This is a genomic window from Chachezhania antarctica (assembly GCF_003646465.1).
Classification (GTDB): domain Bacteria; phylum Pseudomonadota; class Alphaproteobacteria; order Rhodobacterales; family Rhodobacteraceae; genus Chachezhania; species Chachezhania antarctica.
The window spans coordinates 65,150-81,877 of the sequence record NZ_QZEX01000012.1 but is presented as its reverse complement, the minus strand read 5'-3'; the positions used below and the strand labels follow the sequence as shown (position 1 = coordinate 81,877).

The following is a 16,728-nucleotide window of genomic DNA, read 5'->3' as shown; positions in this document are numbered from 1 at the left end:
AATGAAATGCGAATCCCTGACCGAATTCGGTAAGCCGCTTGTCTCCCAACATCGCCCCGACCCCGAAGTGAGCGGCAGCGAAGTGCTGTTGCGGGTGACCGCGAACGGCGTTTGCCACAGCGACCTGCATATCCGCGAAGGCTGTTACAATCTGGGCCACGGCCAGACGCTCAGCTTTGGCGATCGTGGCATGAAACTGCCGCTGGTGATGGGGCACGAACCGGTTGGCCGGGTCATCGCGGTCGGGCCGGATGCGGGCGAGCTGGAGCGTGACAAGGATTTCGTCGTCTATCCATGGCAGGGATGCGGCGAATGCCACCAATGCAAGGCGGGGCTCGAAAACTATTGTGCCGCCCCCCGGTATCTGGGCATGTTCGCCGATGGCGGCTATGCGGATCGGATCAAGATTCCGCACCCGCGCTATCTGTTCGACATCGGCGACATCAGCCCCGAACTGGCGGCGCCGCTGGCCTGTTCCGGGCTCACGACATTCTCGGCGCTGAAAAAGGTCGAAGACACGATCAAGGCCGCTCCGGTGATGATCATCGGGGCCGGGGGGCTGGGTCTTATGGCGATTGGCCTGGTGAAAGCTATGGGCGGGTTGCCGCCCATTGTCGTAGATATCGACCCGGCTAAGCGCGACGCGGCGCTGAAGGCGGGCGCGGGCGCGGCAATTGACGGTGCCGCCGAGGATGCGGTTGCCCAGGTCCAGGCGGCCACGGGCGGTCCGGCGCTGGCTGTTGTTGATCTGGTGGGCGCCGAGCCCACCGCCAGCCTTGCCTTCAACGCGGTCGGCAAGGGCGGCAAGATCGTCATCGTCGGCCTGTTCGGCGGCGCGGCGCCCTGGGCGTTGCCATTGATCCCGGTGAAAGCCCTGACAATCCTGGGCAGCTATGTCGGATCCCTGTCCGAATTCGCCGAACTGATGGAGCTTGCCAGGGCCGGAAAGGTCGCTGTTCTGCCGACCGAAACGGTCGATCTAGAAGAGGCCGAGAATACTCTGAACCGTCTCGAAGAGGGCGAAATAGTAGGACGGGCGATTTTGACGCCATAACACTAACGGAGTGCTCTTCACGGGCGACCACGTTATGAGTTGGAACAGTTCGATCGTCAGCCCCCCTGACGGAAACATGCACGACTACTGCGCGCAGCTACAGCGGCTGATTGAGCGCGACGATAGGATCTACTTTCCGGGGCACGGACCTATACTCCGGGATCCGCAACCTTACGTCAAACGGTTGCTTTCCAACCGCATGCGTCGCGAGGCGGAGATCCTCGCCCACCTCTCAAACACCCCGGATTCGGTCCAGAATATCGCCGCTTCCGTCTACAAGAAAACCGACCCACAAATCGCAATGGCCGCAGGACGAAACGTTGCGGCGCATCTGGAGAAGCTGTTGTCTGAGTCGCGGGTGGTACAAGATGGCGGGGTATGGAAATTAACATAAGAGTTATTATGCGCAACATGAAATTCCCCTATTTTCAATAGGTTTCGCCCTCTACCACCTCCCTGTGGGCGAACCTCTGGCGGCACCGACGCGGTCGGTGTCGCCCCTTTTTAACGAGCCAGGAATAAGTTCAACCGAGATCAGATCACGGGAACGTCCCAGCCGAATAGGACTGAAGAACCGAAGCAGAAAAGGCGGACACGAACCGGTGAGCATCGAAAAGGAAGAAGCGGTTCCGGTCGCGCGGCTTGTTGACGGTCGCAGTGATCGAACCGTTGGTTGGGTCTATCGCTGGAATACGTCAGAACTGTCCATCCTCTGGCTCGATCCCAAACGTACGGCACACCATATCGATCCCCCGTTAAGCCGGAACACGATTGCGAATGCAAAGACTGTCACCACCGATGAGGTTACTGACCTTTTGGAGGAGCTGTCGCTCAGGGGCTCAGCCGATCTGCTTTAGCATCAAGGCGCTCCAAGACAGTTACAAAAATTCGAATTTGACCGCTCGACGATAGTATATTATCGTAATCCTCAGATTCTGCATCACAGTCAATCGAGCTCTTGGATATGCGCAATTTCCTTCGTAATTTTTTTCTCGCTGTCGTCGCGGGAACGGCCTCGCTGAGCGGAGGTGGAAACAGCGCGTCGGCGCAGACCTACCCGATCGATTGCGCCATCCTGCTCTGCCTCTCCGGCGGCTGGCCGGCATCAGAGCCCTGTTCGCGGGCACGTGCAGAGTTCATACGACGGATCACGCCATGGCCTGTCGAGCCTCCCCTCCAGATCTGGCGTTGCCCCATGGGGGCCTCCTTCGAACCTGTAGACGACCCCGGTCGCACTCGGCGTGTCATTGACATCCTCTTCTCCAACGCTTCTACCCTGCCCCAGAACCTCGCGGAATCTGACCCCGAAAAAGCTGGCGCCCTCTTGCCTGCCGTCGTGCGGTCGAAAGGCGTCGAGCCACTACCTCACCCTGACGGGTTTGCGTTACATCTGATCCAGGACCGAGCCGACATCGACATCAGTGGACCGGAGTTCAACTTCATCCGCTCGATCCGTGTCTTCGATGTTCGGTATGCGCGCCAACACGAATCCCGCGACAGCGATTGCAGCCGTTTCGAAACAGTCCTTCTCGGTTCCTATGGAATCCAGGGCGATTTTTACTGGTCTCGTTCGTCCGTCGCCGCGTTGCCCGAGGCGCATGTCGGCTTGGAACGTTGGGGCGATCATTGTCCCTCCATCTATCACCGCTCGGTCTTCGTCGACTGGCGAGACTACGAGGGCAATTACGGGTTCGAGCAGGTGAACTACTAAGACGTTTTTCTCTCCACCAAACCTGTATTAGAGACAGTGCAGCGCAGCGCCCCATAACAATCCATTGTTATCATTTCTCTTCCGCCCCACCGGGACTCGATCTCGTCATACCATCCGAGAAGACGAGCCCATCACCTCGCCCTAAATACGGTGATCGAGTTCTGTCGCCGCCTCGGCCGCTGCCAGTAGCATAACCGCATCGATCTGCAGAGCACGCGCGAGCACGATCAACTCAACTACGTCGACCCTGCGCTCTCCGCTCTCGAGACGGGCGACGAAGGACTGGTGGCATCTGAGACGCAAAGCGAGCTCGGCCTGCGTTAACCCAGCCGCCTTCCGCGCCGCAATCAAAGCGTCGCGGAGTGCCTCATGTCCCGAACTCCTGATCGTTTTCGCCACGTGTCACAAACCTCTTGTGACAGGGCTAATCTACTTTATAGATTATCTAAAAAGTGGATAATGGGCGTTTAGGTGATGATAGAGACTCCGAATTGCACGCCGCCGATACGGCCGGATGTCACTAGGCGGCGACCCTTTGGAAAGGTCGCGGTCACATCACTCGTCCACCAGCTCCAGGAAGCGACCGTAGTCCTGGCTCACCTCGCGCGCCTCTTCGAACGCACGGGCGCGCTCCTCCTCCAAGCACCGAAAGTAGCTCTGGATGTCCCGGATGTAGAGTTCAAAGTCGCTGCGGATGAGATCTGCATAGTCCCGCGCGGCCTCGGAATCGCTCGGCACGAAGGGCCTGGGCGGCGGCAAACAGGACGCGGCGAAGGCGTGGCCCGGCAGGCACGTGACCAGAAGTATAGCTTGTGCCACGGTCGATGCGCACAACCTGAGGGCGTCCAACCCCCTTATTTTCTTGATCAAATGCATGGGAACCGTCTATTCGTTAGTTGAGCAAGAATCCGCTTGTCGCATCAAAAGTTTATCTTGTGCGTCAATACTATATGATCGTATGACTTGGTTTCAACACCTGAAACCTGGTCATTCGCCCTATTGGAGAACGTGATCCGGGTGATGGACCTAGAAAAAGAAGCCCCGAATGTGGTCACCGAACCCAGATTCCGCGATCTGGTCGCCAGCGGCTATCGCGTCGAAGTTGTCTGCAAAGAGGACGCCTTCAAGAAAGGCCCCAACTGGCATGGGGTCTGGATCATGCGCGCTGTCAGCGACGATGGGATCGAGAAACTTCTGGTCACGGCCCGGACCCGAACCTCGCGCAACGACATCAAGATCCGCGAGATCAAGACCGTCACCGGGGTCATCTCCTTCCTGCAAGGGATCGGTTTCTCGCACGCCGACGTGCCTCTGGAAGAGGGCAAGCGGACGGTTCACAAACTCTCCAGCGAAGAGATGGCTGCCAGCCGGGCTTAGCGCCCTTTTCCTTTCCTACCTGGGCCTCCCGGCATCGGCAGACATGGTCCTGGTGATGGCGGGGGACGGTTCTCTTTCGCCGTCGCGCGCCCAGGAGCGGTTCGCGCGCAACTACAATGACGGGGTTGGCGTTGGCTCGACCTCAGAAGGGTTGCGCATCTTGGGCGAGGAGCGCCGCACTGAGCGACGTGAAGGGGTGCGCGTCGCGGCGATGATCCCTCGCGCGCTCACACCACGCCCGGATATCCTCGCCGCGATCGAGGAGACCGGACTGCGCTATGCGAGCCACCCTGGGCTCCGTGCAGCCGATATCACCGTCACGGACTGGCTCCACCTCTATCGCGCCAATATCGAGATCGAGAGTGCGTACAATCCGCACGCCGTCTCCCATGTCGGGGCGGTCGGGCTCGGGCAGTTGATGCCCGATACAGCCCGCGCTCTTGCCGTCGACCCCCATGATTGGAAACAGAACCTCGACGGCTCCGCGCGTTACCTCGCCCTGATGTTGGCCGAGTTTGGCGACGCGCGCCTCGCGCTCGCCGCCTACAATGCCGGACCCGACGCCGTGCGCGAGCATTCCGGCATTCCACCGTTTCGAGAAACCCAAAACCACGTCCAGCGGGTGCTGGCCGTCTTCAACCGGCTGGAAGGAGCGTCCCCATGAAGCCATTGACGAACCCCCTGATCACCCTTGCCGCTCTCCTCATCGTTGCGGCAGAACCGGCCCTGGCCCAGAGCATCGACCTCTCACCGATTCAGAGCTTATTACAGGGCATCGTGGACGCGCTGACCGGACCGCTTGGCGTCGTCATCGCCACCCTCGCGGTCCTCGGAGTGTTCCTCAGCTGGTTCTTCAACATCATCGATCTGCGCCAAGCCCTCTGGGTGCTGGTGGGAATCGCGGGTGTTGCGGCCGCGCCGACCATCGTTGCCGCCGTCTTCGGGTCGTGAGAGGAGGCGAACGTGGCCGAACGATCGCCGCTCTTTCTGGGCCTCGTACGCCCGCCCAAGCTCCTCGGCCTGCCGATCATGTATGCCATGATCTGGCTCTTCGGGTCGGTGCTGCTCTTCGTGTGGGTGCAGCACCTGGTTGTCCTGGGCATCGCGGCGGTTCTCTATCCGGTTCTCTGGAAAGCGGCGGATTGGGACCCGCGGTTCATCGACGTGATGATGACGTCTCTGCAGGAGACCCCACCGACGCGGAACCGGTCCATCCACGGGGGCGACAGCTATGCGCCATAGTGAAGCCCTGGGCGAGACCGTCGATGAACGCACCCTCATGCCGGATTGGTATGCGCGCGAGAAGCGCCTCGCGCATATGCTGCCCTATGTCAGTCTCGTGGACGACCACACGGTCCGCACGCGTGCCAACGAGCTCCTCCAATGCATCCGCCTGAGCGGGGTGAACAGCTACACCACGGACGATACCTATCTCGACAAGGTGACGGCGCTCTTCGCCCGGATCATCGCGCAGCTCGGGCCGGAGTTCAGCTACTACGTGCACAAGGTCTCGAAGTCGATCACCCCGGACCTGCTCCCGGTCCGGGGCGACGGCTTCGCGGCGGCGGTGGATGATGCCTGGCGCGCAAAGCTCGCCTCGGCCGGTCTCCGGGACAAGACCCTCACACTCACCATCATCCACCGCCCGCCGCCCAGAAGCTTCCTCGGCTTCGTGAACCGATCTGCGCCGGAGCGGTTTAGGGAAGAGACTGCGAAACGGATCCGTCGTCTCAAGGAGGCGGTCGGCGTCTTCACCTCCGGCCTCGCCGAACTCAAGCCCCGCATCCTTTCAGCAGCCTCTGGCGAGCTTGTCGGTTTTCTCGGCGCGCTCAACACGGGCCGCGAACTGCCGCTCTATCCCGCAAACCGCTACGGGTTCCTCGCCTGTAACGTCGCCAACACCCGGGTCACGTTTCTCGAGGATCATTTCGAGCTATCGGACGGCGTTGTCGGCCACCGCTTCGGCAAGAGCTTCACCATCGGCGAATATGCCGAAGGCACGACCTGCACCATGTTCGACATGCTGAACCTGCCGGTCGACATGATCGTCACCCATTCCTTCACGCCGATCAATTCGAACCTGATGGCAGGCCGGATAAAGCGCCAGAAGCGCCAGATGCAAGCCTCCCAGGATGCCGCGCTTTCACTCCTCGAAGCGCTCGACATCGCCCATGATGATCTCGAAGCCAAGCGCCAGAGCTTCGGCGCGCACCACATGGTCGTGACCGTTTTCTGTGACAGTCTCGACGAGCTGCAGACCCTCGGAGCCGAGATCGTGAACGCCGCCGCCGCCGAGGGCGTGAAGATGATCGGCGAGCGGATGGCGGCCAAGTCGCATTATTTCAGCCAGCATCCGGGCAACCAGCCGAAACGGGTCCGCGCCAGCGCTGTCACCAACCGCAACTTTGCGGATTTCGCGGCACTTCATCGCACGCAGCTCGGCAAGGAGAAACACCAACTGCCCTGGGGCCAGGAGATCACGCTCTTCCCGACGCCGGAACAGAGCGCCTACCGGTTTTCCTATCACGAGCAAGGCTCGCCGGAGAAGGAGCCCACTGGCGGACATACTCTCATTCTCGGCCGACCCGGTTCCGGCAAATCCGTCCTCTCGGCCTTCCTCATGACGCAAGCCCGCCGGGTCGGCGCGCGCATCTTCGTCTTTGATTATCGGCTCGGGATGGAGATGGCCGTCCGCGCCAATGGCGGGCGCTACGCCTCGATCAAGGCGGGACAGGCGACAGGCCTCAACCCGCTCTGGACCGAGATTGATGAGCGCGGCACGGCCTGGCTCTCGGATTGGCTCGCCTCGCTTCTTTATCGCTCGGATAAACCCCTGACCCCGGCCCAGACCAACCGCATCCAGGAGGTCGTTCGCCAGAACGCCACTGCCGGTAACCCCGCTCTTCGGAACTGGAAGGATTTCGCCTCGCTCTTTGTCTCGACCGACGACAGTGGCGACCTGCACCAACGCCTTCTCGAATGGACTGAGGACGGCCGCTACGGCTGGATCTTCGGCCAGAGCTTTGAGGACACCTTCTCCCTCGATGGCGATGTCGTGGGGTTTGACCTGACCGGCATTCTCGACAGCGAGAGCGAGAAGGAGCGCATGGCGGTGCTCTCCTATCTTTTCCGCCGCATCGAGCGGGAGATCGAGGACCGCCGCCCCACGATCATCGTGATCGACGAGGCATGGAAGGCGCTCGACAACCCGTACTTTGCCGAACGGCTCTCGAACTGGCTGGTGACCGCCCGAAAACAGAACACGGTCGCGGTGATGATGACACAATATGCGAGCCAGCTCGAACGCACGCGGACCGGCAAGACCATCGTCGAGGCGGTGCCAACCCAGATCCTGCTCCCCAACATCCGCGCCCACGCATCGGATTACGCGATGCTGAACCTCTTCGAGAAAGAGCTCGACGTTCTCCTGAACACCGGAAGCGACAGTCGCCTCGCGCTCATCCGCGACGACAGCGGCTCGGTGGTGGTCGATGCCGACCTCTCCGCCCTCGGCCCCCTCCTCACCATCCTGGGCGGCATGGAGAAGGGCGAGGCCCTCGTCGGCCCCGACTACCGCGACAGACCTGATTTCTGGAGGCTCTCATGATCCGACCGCTCATTCTCCTCGCCGCGCTCGGCGTTCTCTCTTCCTGCGCCGAATATCGCGAGCCGCAGGCCAACTGCTTCGCCTTCCGCGCCTCGCTCGACCGGGCCGAGCCGGATTGCATCTTCACACCCATCGGAAACCCGGACGACGGCGTTGAGGTCTAGGGTCGCACATATCCTCCTGGCGGCTCTCCTGCCGGCGGCCGCGCTCGCCCAGGGCGTGCCCACCAACGATTCCGGGCTAACGGCCCGCGATATCGTCGAGACGGGCGACCGGGACGCCGACCTCGCCGTCCAGCGTGAGAAACTCACCGTCGAAGAATTGCTAACCGAGATCGAACGGGAACAGCTCGCCGCGCTTCGCGCGATCCTAGACGCGCAGACGAGCTTCGGCGGCCAGGGACTGCCGGGCATGGTCGAAGACCTCGAGGGCGGCAGCGGCGATCCGGACCGGTCCGCAGCGGGGGTCTACGGCTCGGGCGACATCGATCCCAACCCCGGCGGCGCGGGTACGTTCGGGGATGCGGCGGAAAACATCGAGCAGCTGATCATCCGGGTCGCCCAGGAGACCCACGGCCGGCCCGGGGTCGGGCGGGCCGGTCTTTCCGTCGTGCAATGGCGCGCCCTCCTGCAGGCGCTCATCTGGCAGGAGAGCCGCTTCTCCATCGGCGCACGCTCGCCCGTGGGCGCCTTCGGCCTCACCCAGATCATGCCGGGCACCGCGAGCGATCTCGGGATCAACCCGGAATACTATGACAGCCCCTACCTGCAGGTCGAGGGCGGCGCGCGCTACCTCGCGGCCCAGCTCACCACCTTCGACGGCAACGTCGTCAACGCGCTCGCGGCCTATAACGCCGGGCCTGGCCGTGTGTTCGAATATGGCGGTGTACCGCCCTTCAAGGAGACCCGGCACTACATCAGGGTCATCCCCGAACGCTACAATCTCTACCTCGCGCGGATCGGTGGCATCGACGCGCTCGGCACGATCGACCCCGCGCTTCTCGCCAACGCCCATCTCTCGCTCAGCGGGTTCGGCGCCGCCTTCTACGGCAGCAATTCCCCCGCCGCCATCCGGCAGGCCGCCCTGCGCGTCCAGGACATCGTCACCCGGATCGGCGCGACCCAGGACCTCCAGGAGAGCATGGCGCTCAACACCTATGCCCGCGCCGAACTGGTCCGGCTGATGGCCGCGCGCATTCGCCTGAAAGCCGCACGGACCCAACCGCTCAGCGCGGCCCAACTGGCCCAGGCCGCGACCCGCATGGCCGAGAACGAATTCATGGAGTTCACATTGGAGGATCTGGATTGATGCCCCGCAGAATGTTCATTTCAGCACCATTTCGCGCGTTGACCCTGGCCAGCGTCTTGGCGCTTTGCTCGCCTTTCGTGACCAGTGCCCCCGCCCTGGCCCAGGGCGTGCCGGTCGTGGACACCCAGAACATCGCCCAAAACATCCAGCAGCTCCGGCAGATGATCGAGGACGAGATCCTGCAAAACGAGCAACTCGTGCAGCTCCGCGAACAGCTTGCCACGCTCACGGAGCAGCTCGCCGAGCTACAACGAACGTATGAGGCGTTAACGCGTCTCGCAGAGTTGCCCGAGATCATCCGGACACAGATGGAAGACGAACTAAACGGTCTCCTGGACCAGGAGTTCGGCGACATCATCGCCACGATTCAAGCCATCAAGACGGGGGATTTTTCCGGGCTCACCGGATCCGGCGCCGTCGAGATCGAAACCCAGATGGACCGGGTGCTGGCCGATCTCGGCTTCGACGAGGACACGCTCTCGGAAATGGCCCGCAGCGGCAATCCCGGGGCCGTGCGCGTGGCGACACAGGCCACGACCGGCGCGCTGGTCTCGGCCGCGGCCCAGAACAGCTATGAGGATGCCGGGCAGTCGCTCGAACGTGTCGACCGGCTCGTCGGGCTCATCGACGACATGGATGAGCTCAAGGAGAGCGTCGATCTCAACACGCGGGTGACGGCAGAGCTCGCCATCGCGCTCGTCGCCATGTGGCAGCTCGAAGCGATCCAGACCGTAGGAGATGGCACCGGCGGCGTGATCGATGCCGCCACCATCGCCGAAGAACAACGCTTCATGGAGTTCACGCTTCCGGAACTGAGCGCGGATTGAGGACTGATTGTTGGACGAAGAAACCGCCATCATCGAGGAGGAACTGGTCTACGGCGCACTGAGACGGGAACGGCTCTGGCAGCGCCTGGGGCTCATCGGCCTCGGCTTTGGCATCCTGGGCTGCCTCAGCGCGGCCGCCGTGGCCATCCTCGATGTCGATCCGCCCCCAGTTGTTGTGCCTTACGATCCCGCCACCGGCTTCGCCCTCCCCGAAGCCACCGTCGGGGCCACCACCGTCACCGAGAACCGCGCCATTATCGAGGCGGAGGTCTTCCGCTACGTGACGGACCGCGAGGTCTACAACCAGCTCGACAATGACGTGCGCATCCGCAGCGTGTTGCGCCGTTCGGACCGTGCAGCAGGGGCCTCACTGCGCCAGATCTGGAACTCGGCCAATGCAGAGTATCCGCCGTCAGTCTACGGGCCAAATGCACGGCTCGATGTCGAGATTCTCAGCATCAACCTGATCGGCAACAACCGGGCCACGGTGCGGCTTCGCAAGCGCCTGACCTCGATCCAGGGGGTCCAAGCGGGCCTCTTCACCGCGACGCTCCTCTTCGAGTTCCGCCCCGAAGAGAGCCGCTCCATCGACCAGGTCTGGACCAACCCGTTTGGCTTCACGGTCGTCGAATACGCGATCCGCTCGGACAGATTGGAGAACCAGTAAATTCGCTTCCGGAACAAGAAATCAGGGAACGCCTTGCCAGCGTCCCAAAAGCGCGAGAGGCGCCAGGCTTTTTGCAATGCGAAACACGCCGGACACGCCAAGGCGTTCGTCGCGGCCTTTTTGATGGTCTCGCTGTTTACGCCCCACGCGTCAGCCGAGGCGATCCCGCGCGGGGGACCCAACGACCACCGCGTGCGGGTCGCGTCCTACCAGGAAGGCCAGGTCTACAGGCTGAACGTTTCCCTGACCCATGTCACGACCATCGAGTTCGGGACAGGCGAGAGCATCCGCTCAATCATCGCCGGCGACACGGAAGGATTTGAGATCGACGGCGTCCCAGGTGGTCGCGCCTTTGCGATCAAACCTGTCGCCCGCGGCGTCCATACCAACGTGACCGTCTACACCAACAGACGGAGTTACTATTTCAACGTGAACGAGGTCTCGAGCCCAACCTTCTATGTCGTGCAATTCCGCTACCCGCAAGACAATCGCCGCTCGGCCGACGCCATCGCACGCGCCGCGCCAAACACCAATTACGGGGCCAGCGCACGGACGGAGTTCACGCCGACCCGGGTCTGGGACGACGGCACCTTCACCTATTTCGCCTTCCCACGGAACGCACCCGTCCCGGCGATCTTCCGTTACACGAACGGGCGCGAGCGCACGGTGAACACAGGCGCGGTCGAAGACGGTGTGATCCGTGTCTCGGGCGTGGGGCGCCAATGGGTGCTGCGTCTGGGCGAGGACGTGGTGTGTATCGAGGCGACGCCGCCCGCGGAGGCCGCCTCATGAGTGACAACAACCCGGATCTCGAACAGCGTCTTGCTGCGCTCGAACGGGGCAACCCGCGCCACGGACCCGCCCCGAAACACCGCTTACCGCTCCTCGCCCTCCTCCTCGCAGGGCTCATCCTGGCGGGCGGCTTGGTCCTCTTGCTGTTTTCGGGCCCGGGGGAAGAGGTCGCCCTGCCGACGGCCACCCCGGACGAGTTCCAAACCGAGGGTGACGGGTTCGGAGAGATCGAACCCTTCGTGCCGCCGCCCGCCCCGGAACCCGAGATCGTTCTCGTCGAACCAGAACCCAACGCCGAACTTCTGGCGCAGATCGCCGCACTCCAGGCCCAGATCGAGGAACTGCGCGACGCGCCGGACACCGACGCCGGGGCGGACAGCGCGGCAGCGGAGGCGATCGATGCCCTGACCGCACGGATCGCAGCCCTACAGGACGCCTCCGAGAATGCTCAGGAACAATTCCAGACCGAACTCGCCGCACGAGATCGGGAGCTGCAACAGCTGCGTATGGACCTGGACCTCGCGCGGTTGGAGGCCAACAAGCCGGCACCCGCCCCGCTCGGACCCACCGACGAAGAGTTGCGCGCCCGCGAAGATGAGCGGATGCGACGTGAGGAAGAGGCGCGGCGGCTGGCCGAGCTGCAACGCCGGGCCGAGGAGGAGCGTGCCTTCCAGGAACGGCGGATTTCCTCCCCCGTTATCGCCTTCGGCGGAACGGGCGGCGCCAATGCGGGCGAGACAGAACTTACCGAACGCACCTTCGGCGAGGTGACAGACTTCGTGCTGAACGGCGCGTTGCCGAGCGCCATCACACAAGCCGAAGTCATCGCAAATCCCTCGAACACGGTCATTCAGGGCACGATGATCCAGGCCGTGATGGAGACCGCACTCGACAGCTCGCTCCCCGGACAGACCCGTGCCATCATCTCCGAAGACGTCTTCAGCTATGACGGCTCACGGCTCCTGATCCCGCGCGGCTCGCGCCTTATTGGACGCTACCGCTCCGGCATCGAGATAGCCCAGAAGCGCGTCACCATCGCCTGGGACCGGATTGTCCTGCCAAACAACCAGACCGTCCAGATAAGCTCCTTCGGGGGAGACGAGTTGGGCCGTTCGGGTGTCACTGGCTTCGTCGATACCCGCTTTGACGAGCGGTTCGGCTCAGCCGCGCTGATTTCGATCATTTCGGCCGCCCCGAGTGTGGCCGCCGCCCAGGTCGAGGATGAGACCACCGCGGACGTACTTGAAGATGTGGGCGATGACTTGGCCGATGCCACCGACAGCGTGATCGGTGAATATCTCTCCATTGGCCCGGTCATCTATGTCGATCAGGGTGCCCGCGTCACCGTCATGGTCGACCGGGATCTGGAGATTTTCTGAGATGACGCTCTCCTACCTCCAGACCTCGCTCGATAAGCTGAAGGACGCCGCCCGCGATGACGTCATCGAGATATGCATCAACCCGGATGGCTCTTGCTGGGGTGAGTTCCAGGGGGATCACTTCATGCGGGGGCTTGAGCAGCGCCTTACGGTCACGGAGGTGCGCGATCTCGGCAACCAGATCGCCTCCTCAGCCAACACGACTATGAGCAAGGACAAGCCCATCGTCTCGGTCTCGATCACCTATCGCGACCGCCCCATCCGCGCCCAGGTCGTAACCCCGCCCGCGGTGCTCGCGGGCATGTCGATCTCGCTCCGCTTCTTCTCGAGCCTGCCGCTGGACCAGATTGAGCTTCGTTTTCTCTATGGCGAAGAGCGCAAGCTCGAGGAACTGCGCCAAGAGAAGAACCGCGCGCTCCGCGAGGTCGTCGCCTCCGGTGACATCTACGCAGCCATCCGCTTCTGCGTCGAGAACAAGCTCAACATGATCGTCTCCGGCGGCACCTCGACCGGCAAGACCGTCGCCGCGCGCAAGATCCTCTCCTACGTTGCCGACGCGGAACGTATCGTCACGATCGAAGAGGCCGCAGAGTTGCTCCCCGCCCAGCCGAACGCAGTGACCCTGATCGCCAACCGCGACGCCGAGTTCCAATCGGCCGACGTGCTCCTGACCGCGACGCTGCGCATGCGGCCCGACCGGATCATCCTCGGCGAGGTCCGCGGCAAGGAGGCCATGACCTTCCTCGAGGCGATCAACACCGGCCATGGCGGTTCGATGACAACCCTCCATGCCGAGACGCCACAACTGGCGGTCCAACGGCTGGCCATCGCCGCGCTGAAGACTGAAATTCCGATGACCTATCAGGACATGGTCCAATACATCGAAAGCTCGATCGACGTGATCATCCAGGCGGGCCGCGAGGACGGCCAACGCGGCATCACCGAATTCTATCTCCCGGGAACCGATCTTAGCGGAGGCATGACCCATGAAGCGGTTTGAGTACCAGATCATCACCTATCCGGTGGACAAGAAAACCAGCCTGATCGCGATGCAGGACGACCTGAACACCCGTGGTCGGGATGGATGGGAGGTCGTATCCGTAAGCACGTCCGAGTTCGCGCATCTTGGCCACACCGCGTTTCTGAAGCGTGAGATTGCCGAAGGAGCTGGCGCGAATTGAGAACCGCCTTGCTTTGCATCTCGATCACCGTTGTGGGGTTTTCGGCTGCCGCCGAACGCGACCTCGTCCCCTCTCTCGACGGCACGTCGGATGTCTGCATCGATCGGCCCGCTGAGCCTGAGTGGATGCAGAACATCACCGTGCGAGAGGCTTTCAAACGTGTCCTGGTGCAGGACATCTACCGGGCTCAAAACCTTGAACGTATCGTCGAAACCGGATCCTGCTCCTGCGACACCCGTTTCCCGTCCTGGGGGGCGGCGGAAACGGAGTTTCGGGATCGTTTCGCCACAACCGAACGATGGGAAATGCTTGAGGCCTCGGACACCTACAACCGGCGCGCCAACGCGTTGAGACCTGACGCGATGGCGATCTGCGAAGCCGAGGGCAACTGGTAACGGGTCATGAGCGTCGTCACCTACTTCGTCGAAACCTCCCAGGGCTACCTGGATTCTGCCGCAGAGACTCAGTTCGGCGCGGTGGCGGCAACAGTCGGCACAATGCTGGTTCTTGGAACGACGCTTGTGGTCATTCTGGTCTGTGTGAACATGATCTACCAGTACCGTGCCATGGACGGACGCACTGCTTTCTGGCTCGCGGTGAAAGTCGGCCTCATAGGCGTTTTCGCGACCAACTGGGTTCAGTTCAACGCCTTCTCATCAGCCGTCTTGAACGGCATCGACAGCATCGCCGGATCGCTAGTCGCCTCTGTTGGTGGTGGCACGCCGGGCCCAAGCGGCACGTTCGCAGAGGAGTTTGACCGGCTCATTGCCGAGTTGGGAGAATACCTGAATGCCGCAGGCTCGGAACTGAATTGGGTGGCCGGCGCATTGCTAGATGTTCTTGGCGTGCTCCTGCTCTCGATCCTGGGCGGGCTTGCTGCCTTCATTCTCGTCGCATCCCGGCTCATGATCGCACTTCTGATCGGGATCGCTCCGGTCATGATCTTCCTGACGCTTTTCGAGGTGACCAAGGATTATTTTGCGCGTTGGCTCTCGGCGCTGGTCTCCTTCGCGCTCTATCCAATAGTCGTCGCAGGTGTTTTCGCGACAATCACCGGCGTCAGTTCGGCACTGATCGGAGAGCTTGGAGATCCCGAGGGCGCGTCCAACATTGGGGCCCTTATCCCATTCTTCATGATGGTGCTCATGGCAAAGGGCTTCATCATCGCGACGCCCTTCATCGTCAGGGCGATTTCGGGAAACATCATGATGCCTGCGCTCTCGGCAGGGATGGGTGGGGCCTACGGGTTCGGCAGAGCCCTTGGCGGCAGCCAGCAGGCCTACAACCGGTATCTTATCGGCGGAGCGAGTGGGGCGGAGTACGCTGCACTCCGCGCCCGACAATTCTTTGGCGTCCAGACGATGCCTCAAAGGCCGGGTGTCAATCAGAACACACCCGTTTCTCCCGGATCGGGCCCACCCGGCACAGGCGCAAAGATGATGGCACAGTTGGCCCGTCTAAGCAGGCTGGGAAGGCGATAATCCCCGAATGCGCACTCAACAGTGTATGCATCGCCTTGCCTATGATCCCAATCGTCCCGTCACAGAGTCTGTGCCGTTTCCTCGAGCCGATATCGGGGGCTCTGAGATAAGTCACAGCTGCTAAGCTGTCGCCGCGCAGTGTACCTCGGGCCCAGGCCGGATGTTGACAAGTGGCAGCTAATTTGCATATATATGCCATATGTCCATTCCGGAGGCTGTTATGCCTGAACTCAGACGGATCGAACCACACGTCGCCGCTCCCGTACCGCAATTCTCCGATGAGGAGGTGCAGGCCATGCAGCGCGCCTTTATTAAACTCGCCGGCCTCTGGGGTTTGAGCGATGAGCAGGCCTCCGTCCTCATGGGCGATATTTCGGTGCGGACGTTTCGGCGTTGGAAAGCAGGGGAATTCGGCCGTGCCGGGATCGATACCGCCGCACGCCTCTCGAACATCATGGGGATCCACAAGGCGCTCCGACTGCTCTTCAAGGAGCCAGCACGAGGTTACAGCTGGGTCAAGCGCTCGAATACCGCATTTGGCGGCGCGACGGCTTTGGAGGTCATGCTTGGGGGGCAGATCACCGACATCATGCGGGTCAGGCGTTACCTTGACGCGGTGCGGGGGCCTTGGTGACAGCGCCCGAAACCAGGGTCACCTGGGACAGGTACCATCGCTTGATAAACTCGGCCTACCCACCGATCGATCTCTTCGAGGATATCGCAGACCCAGCCGACTGGTTGCTTCTCGGCTCGGGCGAGAGCAAGACCAACCCTAGGCTCGCCCTGACCATCGGAAACCTGGACCTCGTCCCCGAGGAACGGCGCGTCGGAGGGCCTGGAGCATCCTATCTGATGGCCCCATTCGTGCATGTGACACCCGATCACAAGGGGCGGTTCCACGACGGCACCTTCGGCGCCTTCTATGGAGCGGACGATTTCGAAACGGCCCTATTTGAGACCGTCCATCACACCCAGCTGTTTTGTGCCGCAACCGACGAAGCGCCGGGATGGATCGCCGACAAGCGCGAGCTGATCGGGAAACTAGATGCGGTCCTTGTCGACGTCCGGGAGGGGTTTGACGATCTTCTCAACCCGGAAGATTACACCAGCCCTCAGGCCTTCGCGCGAGACCAACGTGCTGATGGTGCGAGTGGTATCGTCTACCCGTCCGTCCGAAACCCTGCCGGCACATGTTTCGCGACTTTTTATCCCGATGTCGCCGCCGCTCCCGTCCAAGGGCGCCACATCACCTACCATTGGGACGGCGCGAAGGTTGATATGTTCAAGGACTTGGGCGACGGGTCAGTCTACGCGATCTCGGCCTGACGCCACGGCGAGCAGAGA

The 16,728-nt window shown here is 62.1% G+C and carries 23 protein-coding genes; 21 read left to right on the top strand and 2 right to left on the bottom strand.

From position 1 onward, the window contains the following. Nucleotide 1: 1 nt before the first annotated feature. From D4754_RS19565 to D4754_RS19555, 4 genes are all read left to right on the top strand, one after another. Entirely contained in the window at nucleotides 2-1,054 is a 1,053-nt protein-coding gene (locus D4754_RS19565) for an alcohol dehydrogenase (protein ID WP_121066926.1), read from the top strand. Nucleotides 1,055-1,130: 76 nt separating this feature from the next. Next, the gene (locus tag D4754_RS19560) at nucleotides 1,131-1,448 is read left to right on the top strand and encodes an MBL fold metallo-hydrolase (protein ID WP_240453949.1); all 318 of its coding nucleotides are present in this window, start codon (nucleotides 1,131-1,133) and stop codon (nucleotides 1,446-1,448) included. A 208-nt stretch (nucleotides 1,449-1,656) separates the two neighbouring features. Then, nucleotides 1,657-1,911, top strand: a complete 255-nt coding sequence (locus D4754_RS24110) for a hypothetical protein (protein ID WP_141102078.1) — start codon at nucleotides 1,657-1,659, stop codon at nucleotides 1,909-1,911. 107 nt (nucleotides 1,912-2,018) lie between these two features. Beyond that, the gene (locus tag D4754_RS19555) at nucleotides 2,019-2,765 is read left to right on the top strand and encodes a hypothetical protein (protein WP_088626515.1); all 747 of its coding nucleotides are present in this window, start codon (nucleotides 2,019-2,021) and stop codon (nucleotides 2,763-2,765) included. Between the two features lie 141 nt (nucleotides 2,766-2,906). Here D4754_RS19555 and D4754_RS19550 read toward each other — a convergent pair whose 3' ends face one another. Further along, nucleotides 2,907-3,164, bottom strand: a complete 258-nt coding sequence (locus tag D4754_RS19550; RefSeq protein ID WP_017467344.1) for a helix-turn-helix domain-containing protein — start codon at nucleotides 3,162-3,164, stop codon at nucleotides 2,907-2,909. A gap of 156 nt (nucleotides 3,165-3,320) precedes the next feature. Next, entirely contained in the window at nucleotides 3,321-3,641 is a 321-nt protein-coding gene (locus D4754_RS19545) for a hypothetical protein (protein ID WP_017467345.1), read from the bottom strand. 144 nt (nucleotides 3,642-3,785) lie between these two features. Here D4754_RS19545 and D4754_RS19540 point away from each other — a divergent pair, with 144 nt between their 5' ends. From D4754_RS19540 to D4754_RS19465, 17 genes are all read left to right on the top strand, one after another. Then, nucleotides 3,786-4,142 (top strand): hypothetical protein, encoded by a 357-nt coding sequence (locus D4754_RS19540; protein ID WP_028093938.1) that lies wholly within the window; start codon nucleotides 3,786-3,788, stop codon nucleotides 4,140-4,142. Between the two features lie 43 nt (nucleotides 4,143-4,185). After that, a complete protein-coding gene (locus D4754_RS19535) occupies nucleotides 4,186-4,806 on the top strand; it encodes a lytic transglycosylase domain-containing protein (RefSeq protein ID WP_071974361.1) in 621 nt (206 codons plus the stop codon). Beyond that, nucleotides 4,803-5,093 (top strand): TrbC/VirB2 family type IV secretion system protein, encoded by a 291-nt coding sequence (locus D4754_RS19530; RefSeq protein ID WP_071974362.1) that lies wholly within the window; start codon nucleotides 4,803-4,805, stop codon nucleotides 5,091-5,093. The genes D4754_RS19535 and D4754_RS19530 overlap by 4 nt, the downstream gene beginning before the upstream one ends. Nucleotides 5,094-5,105: 12 nt before the next feature. After that, nucleotides 5,106-5,384: a VirB3 family type IV secretion system protein gene (locus tag D4754_RS19525; protein WP_121066923.1), complete on the top strand. Its 279-nt coding sequence runs from the start codon at nucleotides 5,106-5,108 to the stop codon at nucleotides 5,382-5,384. Next, complete coding sequence (locus D4754_RS19520) at nucleotides 5,374-7,749, top strand: VirB4 family type IV secretion/conjugal transfer ATPase (RefSeq protein WP_121066920.1); 2,376 nt, start codon at nucleotides 5,374-5,376, stop codon at nucleotides 7,747-7,749. Before D4754_RS19525 ends, D4754_RS19520 begins: the two co-directional genes overlap by 11 nt. Further along, nucleotides 7,746-7,913 carry a hypothetical protein gene (locus D4754_RS24105; RefSeq protein ID WP_163025989.1) on the top strand — a complete coding sequence of 56 codons (168 nt, stop codon included), beginning with the start codon at nucleotides 7,746-7,748 and terminating at the stop codon, nucleotides 7,911-7,913. Before D4754_RS19520 ends, D4754_RS24105 begins: the two co-directional genes overlap by 4 nt. A 55-nt stretch (nucleotides 7,914-7,968) precedes the next feature. After that, nucleotides 7,969-9,057 carry a lytic transglycosylase domain-containing protein gene (locus tag D4754_RS19515; protein WP_121066917.1) on the top strand — a complete coding sequence of 363 codons (1,089 nt, stop codon included), beginning with the start codon at nucleotides 7,969-7,971 and terminating at the stop codon, nucleotides 9,055-9,057. 11 nt (nucleotides 9,058-9,068) lie between these two features. Continuing rightward, nucleotides 9,069-9,884: a type IV secretion system protein gene (locus D4754_RS19510; protein ID WP_035366663.1), complete on the top strand. Its 816-nt coding sequence runs from the start codon at nucleotides 9,069-9,071 to the stop codon at nucleotides 9,882-9,884. A 10-nt stretch (nucleotides 9,885-9,894) separates the two neighbouring features. Beyond that, on the top strand, nucleotides 9,895-10,551 hold the full coding sequence (locus D4754_RS19505) for a VirB8 family type IV secretion system protein (RefSeq protein WP_121066915.1): 657 nt from the start codon (nucleotides 9,895-9,897) through the stop codon (nucleotides 10,549-10,551). Between the two features lie 123 nt (nucleotides 10,552-10,674). Continuing rightward, nucleotides 10,675-11,343 carry a TrbG/VirB9 family P-type conjugative transfer protein gene (locus tag D4754_RS19500; protein WP_036051669.1) on the top strand — a complete coding sequence of 223 codons (669 nt, stop codon included), beginning with the start codon at nucleotides 10,675-10,677 and terminating at the stop codon, nucleotides 11,341-11,343. Beyond that, a complete protein-coding gene (locus tag D4754_RS19495) occupies nucleotides 11,340-12,722 on the top strand; it encodes a TraB/TrbI/VirB10 family type IV secretion system protein (protein ID WP_071974363.1) in 1,383 nt (460 codons plus the stop codon). Before D4754_RS19500 ends, D4754_RS19495 begins: the two co-directional genes overlap by 4 nt. A 1-nt stretch (nucleotide 12,723) precedes the next feature. After that, nucleotides 12,724-13,722, top strand: a complete 999-nt coding sequence (locus tag D4754_RS19490) for an ATPase, T2SS/T4P/T4SS family (protein ID WP_121066912.1) — start codon at nucleotides 12,724-12,726, stop codon at nucleotides 13,720-13,722. Then, entirely contained in the window at nucleotides 13,709-13,903 is a 195-nt protein-coding gene (locus tag D4754_RS19485) for a DUF4177 domain-containing protein (RefSeq protein ID WP_121066909.1), read from the top strand. Before D4754_RS19490 ends, D4754_RS19485 begins: the two co-directional genes overlap by 14 nt. Further along, entirely contained in the window at nucleotides 13,900-14,298 is a 399-nt protein-coding gene (locus D4754_RS19480; RefSeq protein WP_121066904.1) for a hypothetical protein, read from the top strand. The genes D4754_RS19485 and D4754_RS19480 overlap by 4 nt, the downstream gene beginning before the upstream one ends. Before the next feature lie 6 nt (nucleotides 14,299-14,304). Then, entirely contained in the window at nucleotides 14,305-15,384 is a 1,080-nt protein-coding gene (locus tag D4754_RS19475) for a TrbL/VirB6 family protein (RefSeq protein WP_121066901.1), read from the top strand. A gap of 220 nt (nucleotides 15,385-15,604) precedes the next feature. Beyond that, nucleotides 15,605-16,018, top strand: a complete 414-nt coding sequence (locus D4754_RS19470; RefSeq protein ID WP_205589670.1) for an MbcA/ParS/Xre antitoxin family protein — start codon at nucleotides 15,605-15,607, stop codon at nucleotides 16,016-16,018. After that, a complete protein-coding gene (locus tag D4754_RS19465) occupies nucleotides 16,015-16,710 on the top strand; it encodes an RES family NAD+ phosphorylase (protein ID WP_205589669.1) in 696 nt (231 codons plus the stop codon). The genes D4754_RS19470 and D4754_RS19465 overlap by 4 nt, the downstream gene beginning before the upstream one ends. The last annotated feature ends 18 nt before the right edge of the window (nucleotides 16,711-16,728 follow it).

Excerpts from the sequence above, each read along its gene's own strand:
- D4754_RS19565 (WP_121066926.1), top strand. The coding sequence starts at position 2 with ATGAAATGCGAATCCCTGACCGAATTCGGTAAGCCGCTTGTCTCCCAA.
- D4754_RS19560 (WP_240453949.1), top strand. The coding sequence starts at position 1,131 with ATGCACGACTACTGCGCGCAGCTACAGCGGCTGATTGAGCGCGACGAT.
- D4754_RS19555 (WP_088626515.1), top strand. The coding sequence starts at position 2,019 with ATGCGCAATTTCCTTCGTAATTTTTTTCTCGCTGTCGTCGCGGGAACG.
- D4754_RS19545 (WP_017467345.1), bottom strand. The coding sequence starts at position 3,641 with ATGCATTTGATCAAGAAAATAAGGGGGTTGGACGCCCTCAGGTTGTGC.
- D4754_RS19540 (WP_028093938.1), top strand. The coding sequence starts at position 3,786 with ATGGACCTAGAAAAAGAAGCCCCGAATGTGGTCACCGAACCCAGATTC.
- D4754_RS19535 (WP_071974361.1), top strand. The coding sequence starts at position 4,186 with ATGGTCCTGGTGATGGCGGGGGACGGTTCTCTTTCGCCGTCGCGCGCC.
- D4754_RS19530 (WP_071974362.1), top strand. The coding sequence starts at position 4,803 with ATGAAGCCATTGACGAACCCCCTGATCACCCTTGCCGCTCTCCTCATC.
- D4754_RS19520 (WP_121066920.1), top strand. The coding sequence starts at position 5,374 with ATGCGCCATAGTGAAGCCCTGGGCGAGACCGTCGATGAACGCACCCTC.
- D4754_RS24105 (WP_163025989.1), top strand. The coding sequence starts at position 7,746 with ATGATCCGACCGCTCATTCTCCTCGCCGCGCTCGGCGTTCTCTCTTCC.
- D4754_RS19510 (WP_035366663.1), top strand. The coding sequence starts at position 9,069 with ATGTTCATTTCAGCACCATTTCGCGCGTTGACCCTGGCCAGCGTCTTG.
- D4754_RS19500 (WP_036051669.1), top strand. The coding sequence starts at position 10,675 with ATGGTCTCGCTGTTTACGCCCCACGCGTCAGCCGAGGCGATCCCGCGC.
- D4754_RS19495 (WP_071974363.1), top strand. The coding sequence starts at position 11,340 with ATGAGTGACAACAACCCGGATCTCGAACAGCGTCTTGCTGCGCTCGAA.
- D4754_RS19490 (WP_121066912.1), top strand. The coding sequence starts at position 12,724 with ATGACGCTCTCCTACCTCCAGACCTCGCTCGATAAGCTGAAGGACGCC.
- D4754_RS19485 (WP_121066909.1), top strand. The coding sequence starts at position 13,709 with ATGAAGCGGTTTGAGTACCAGATCATCACCTATCCGGTGGACAAGAAA.
- D4754_RS19475 (WP_121066901.1), top strand. The coding sequence starts at position 14,305 with ATGAGCGTCGTCACCTACTTCGTCGAAACCTCCCAGGGCTACCTGGAT.
- D4754_RS19470 (WP_205589670.1), top strand. The coding sequence starts at position 15,605 with ATGCCTGAACTCAGACGGATCGAACCACACGTCGCCGCTCCCGTACCG.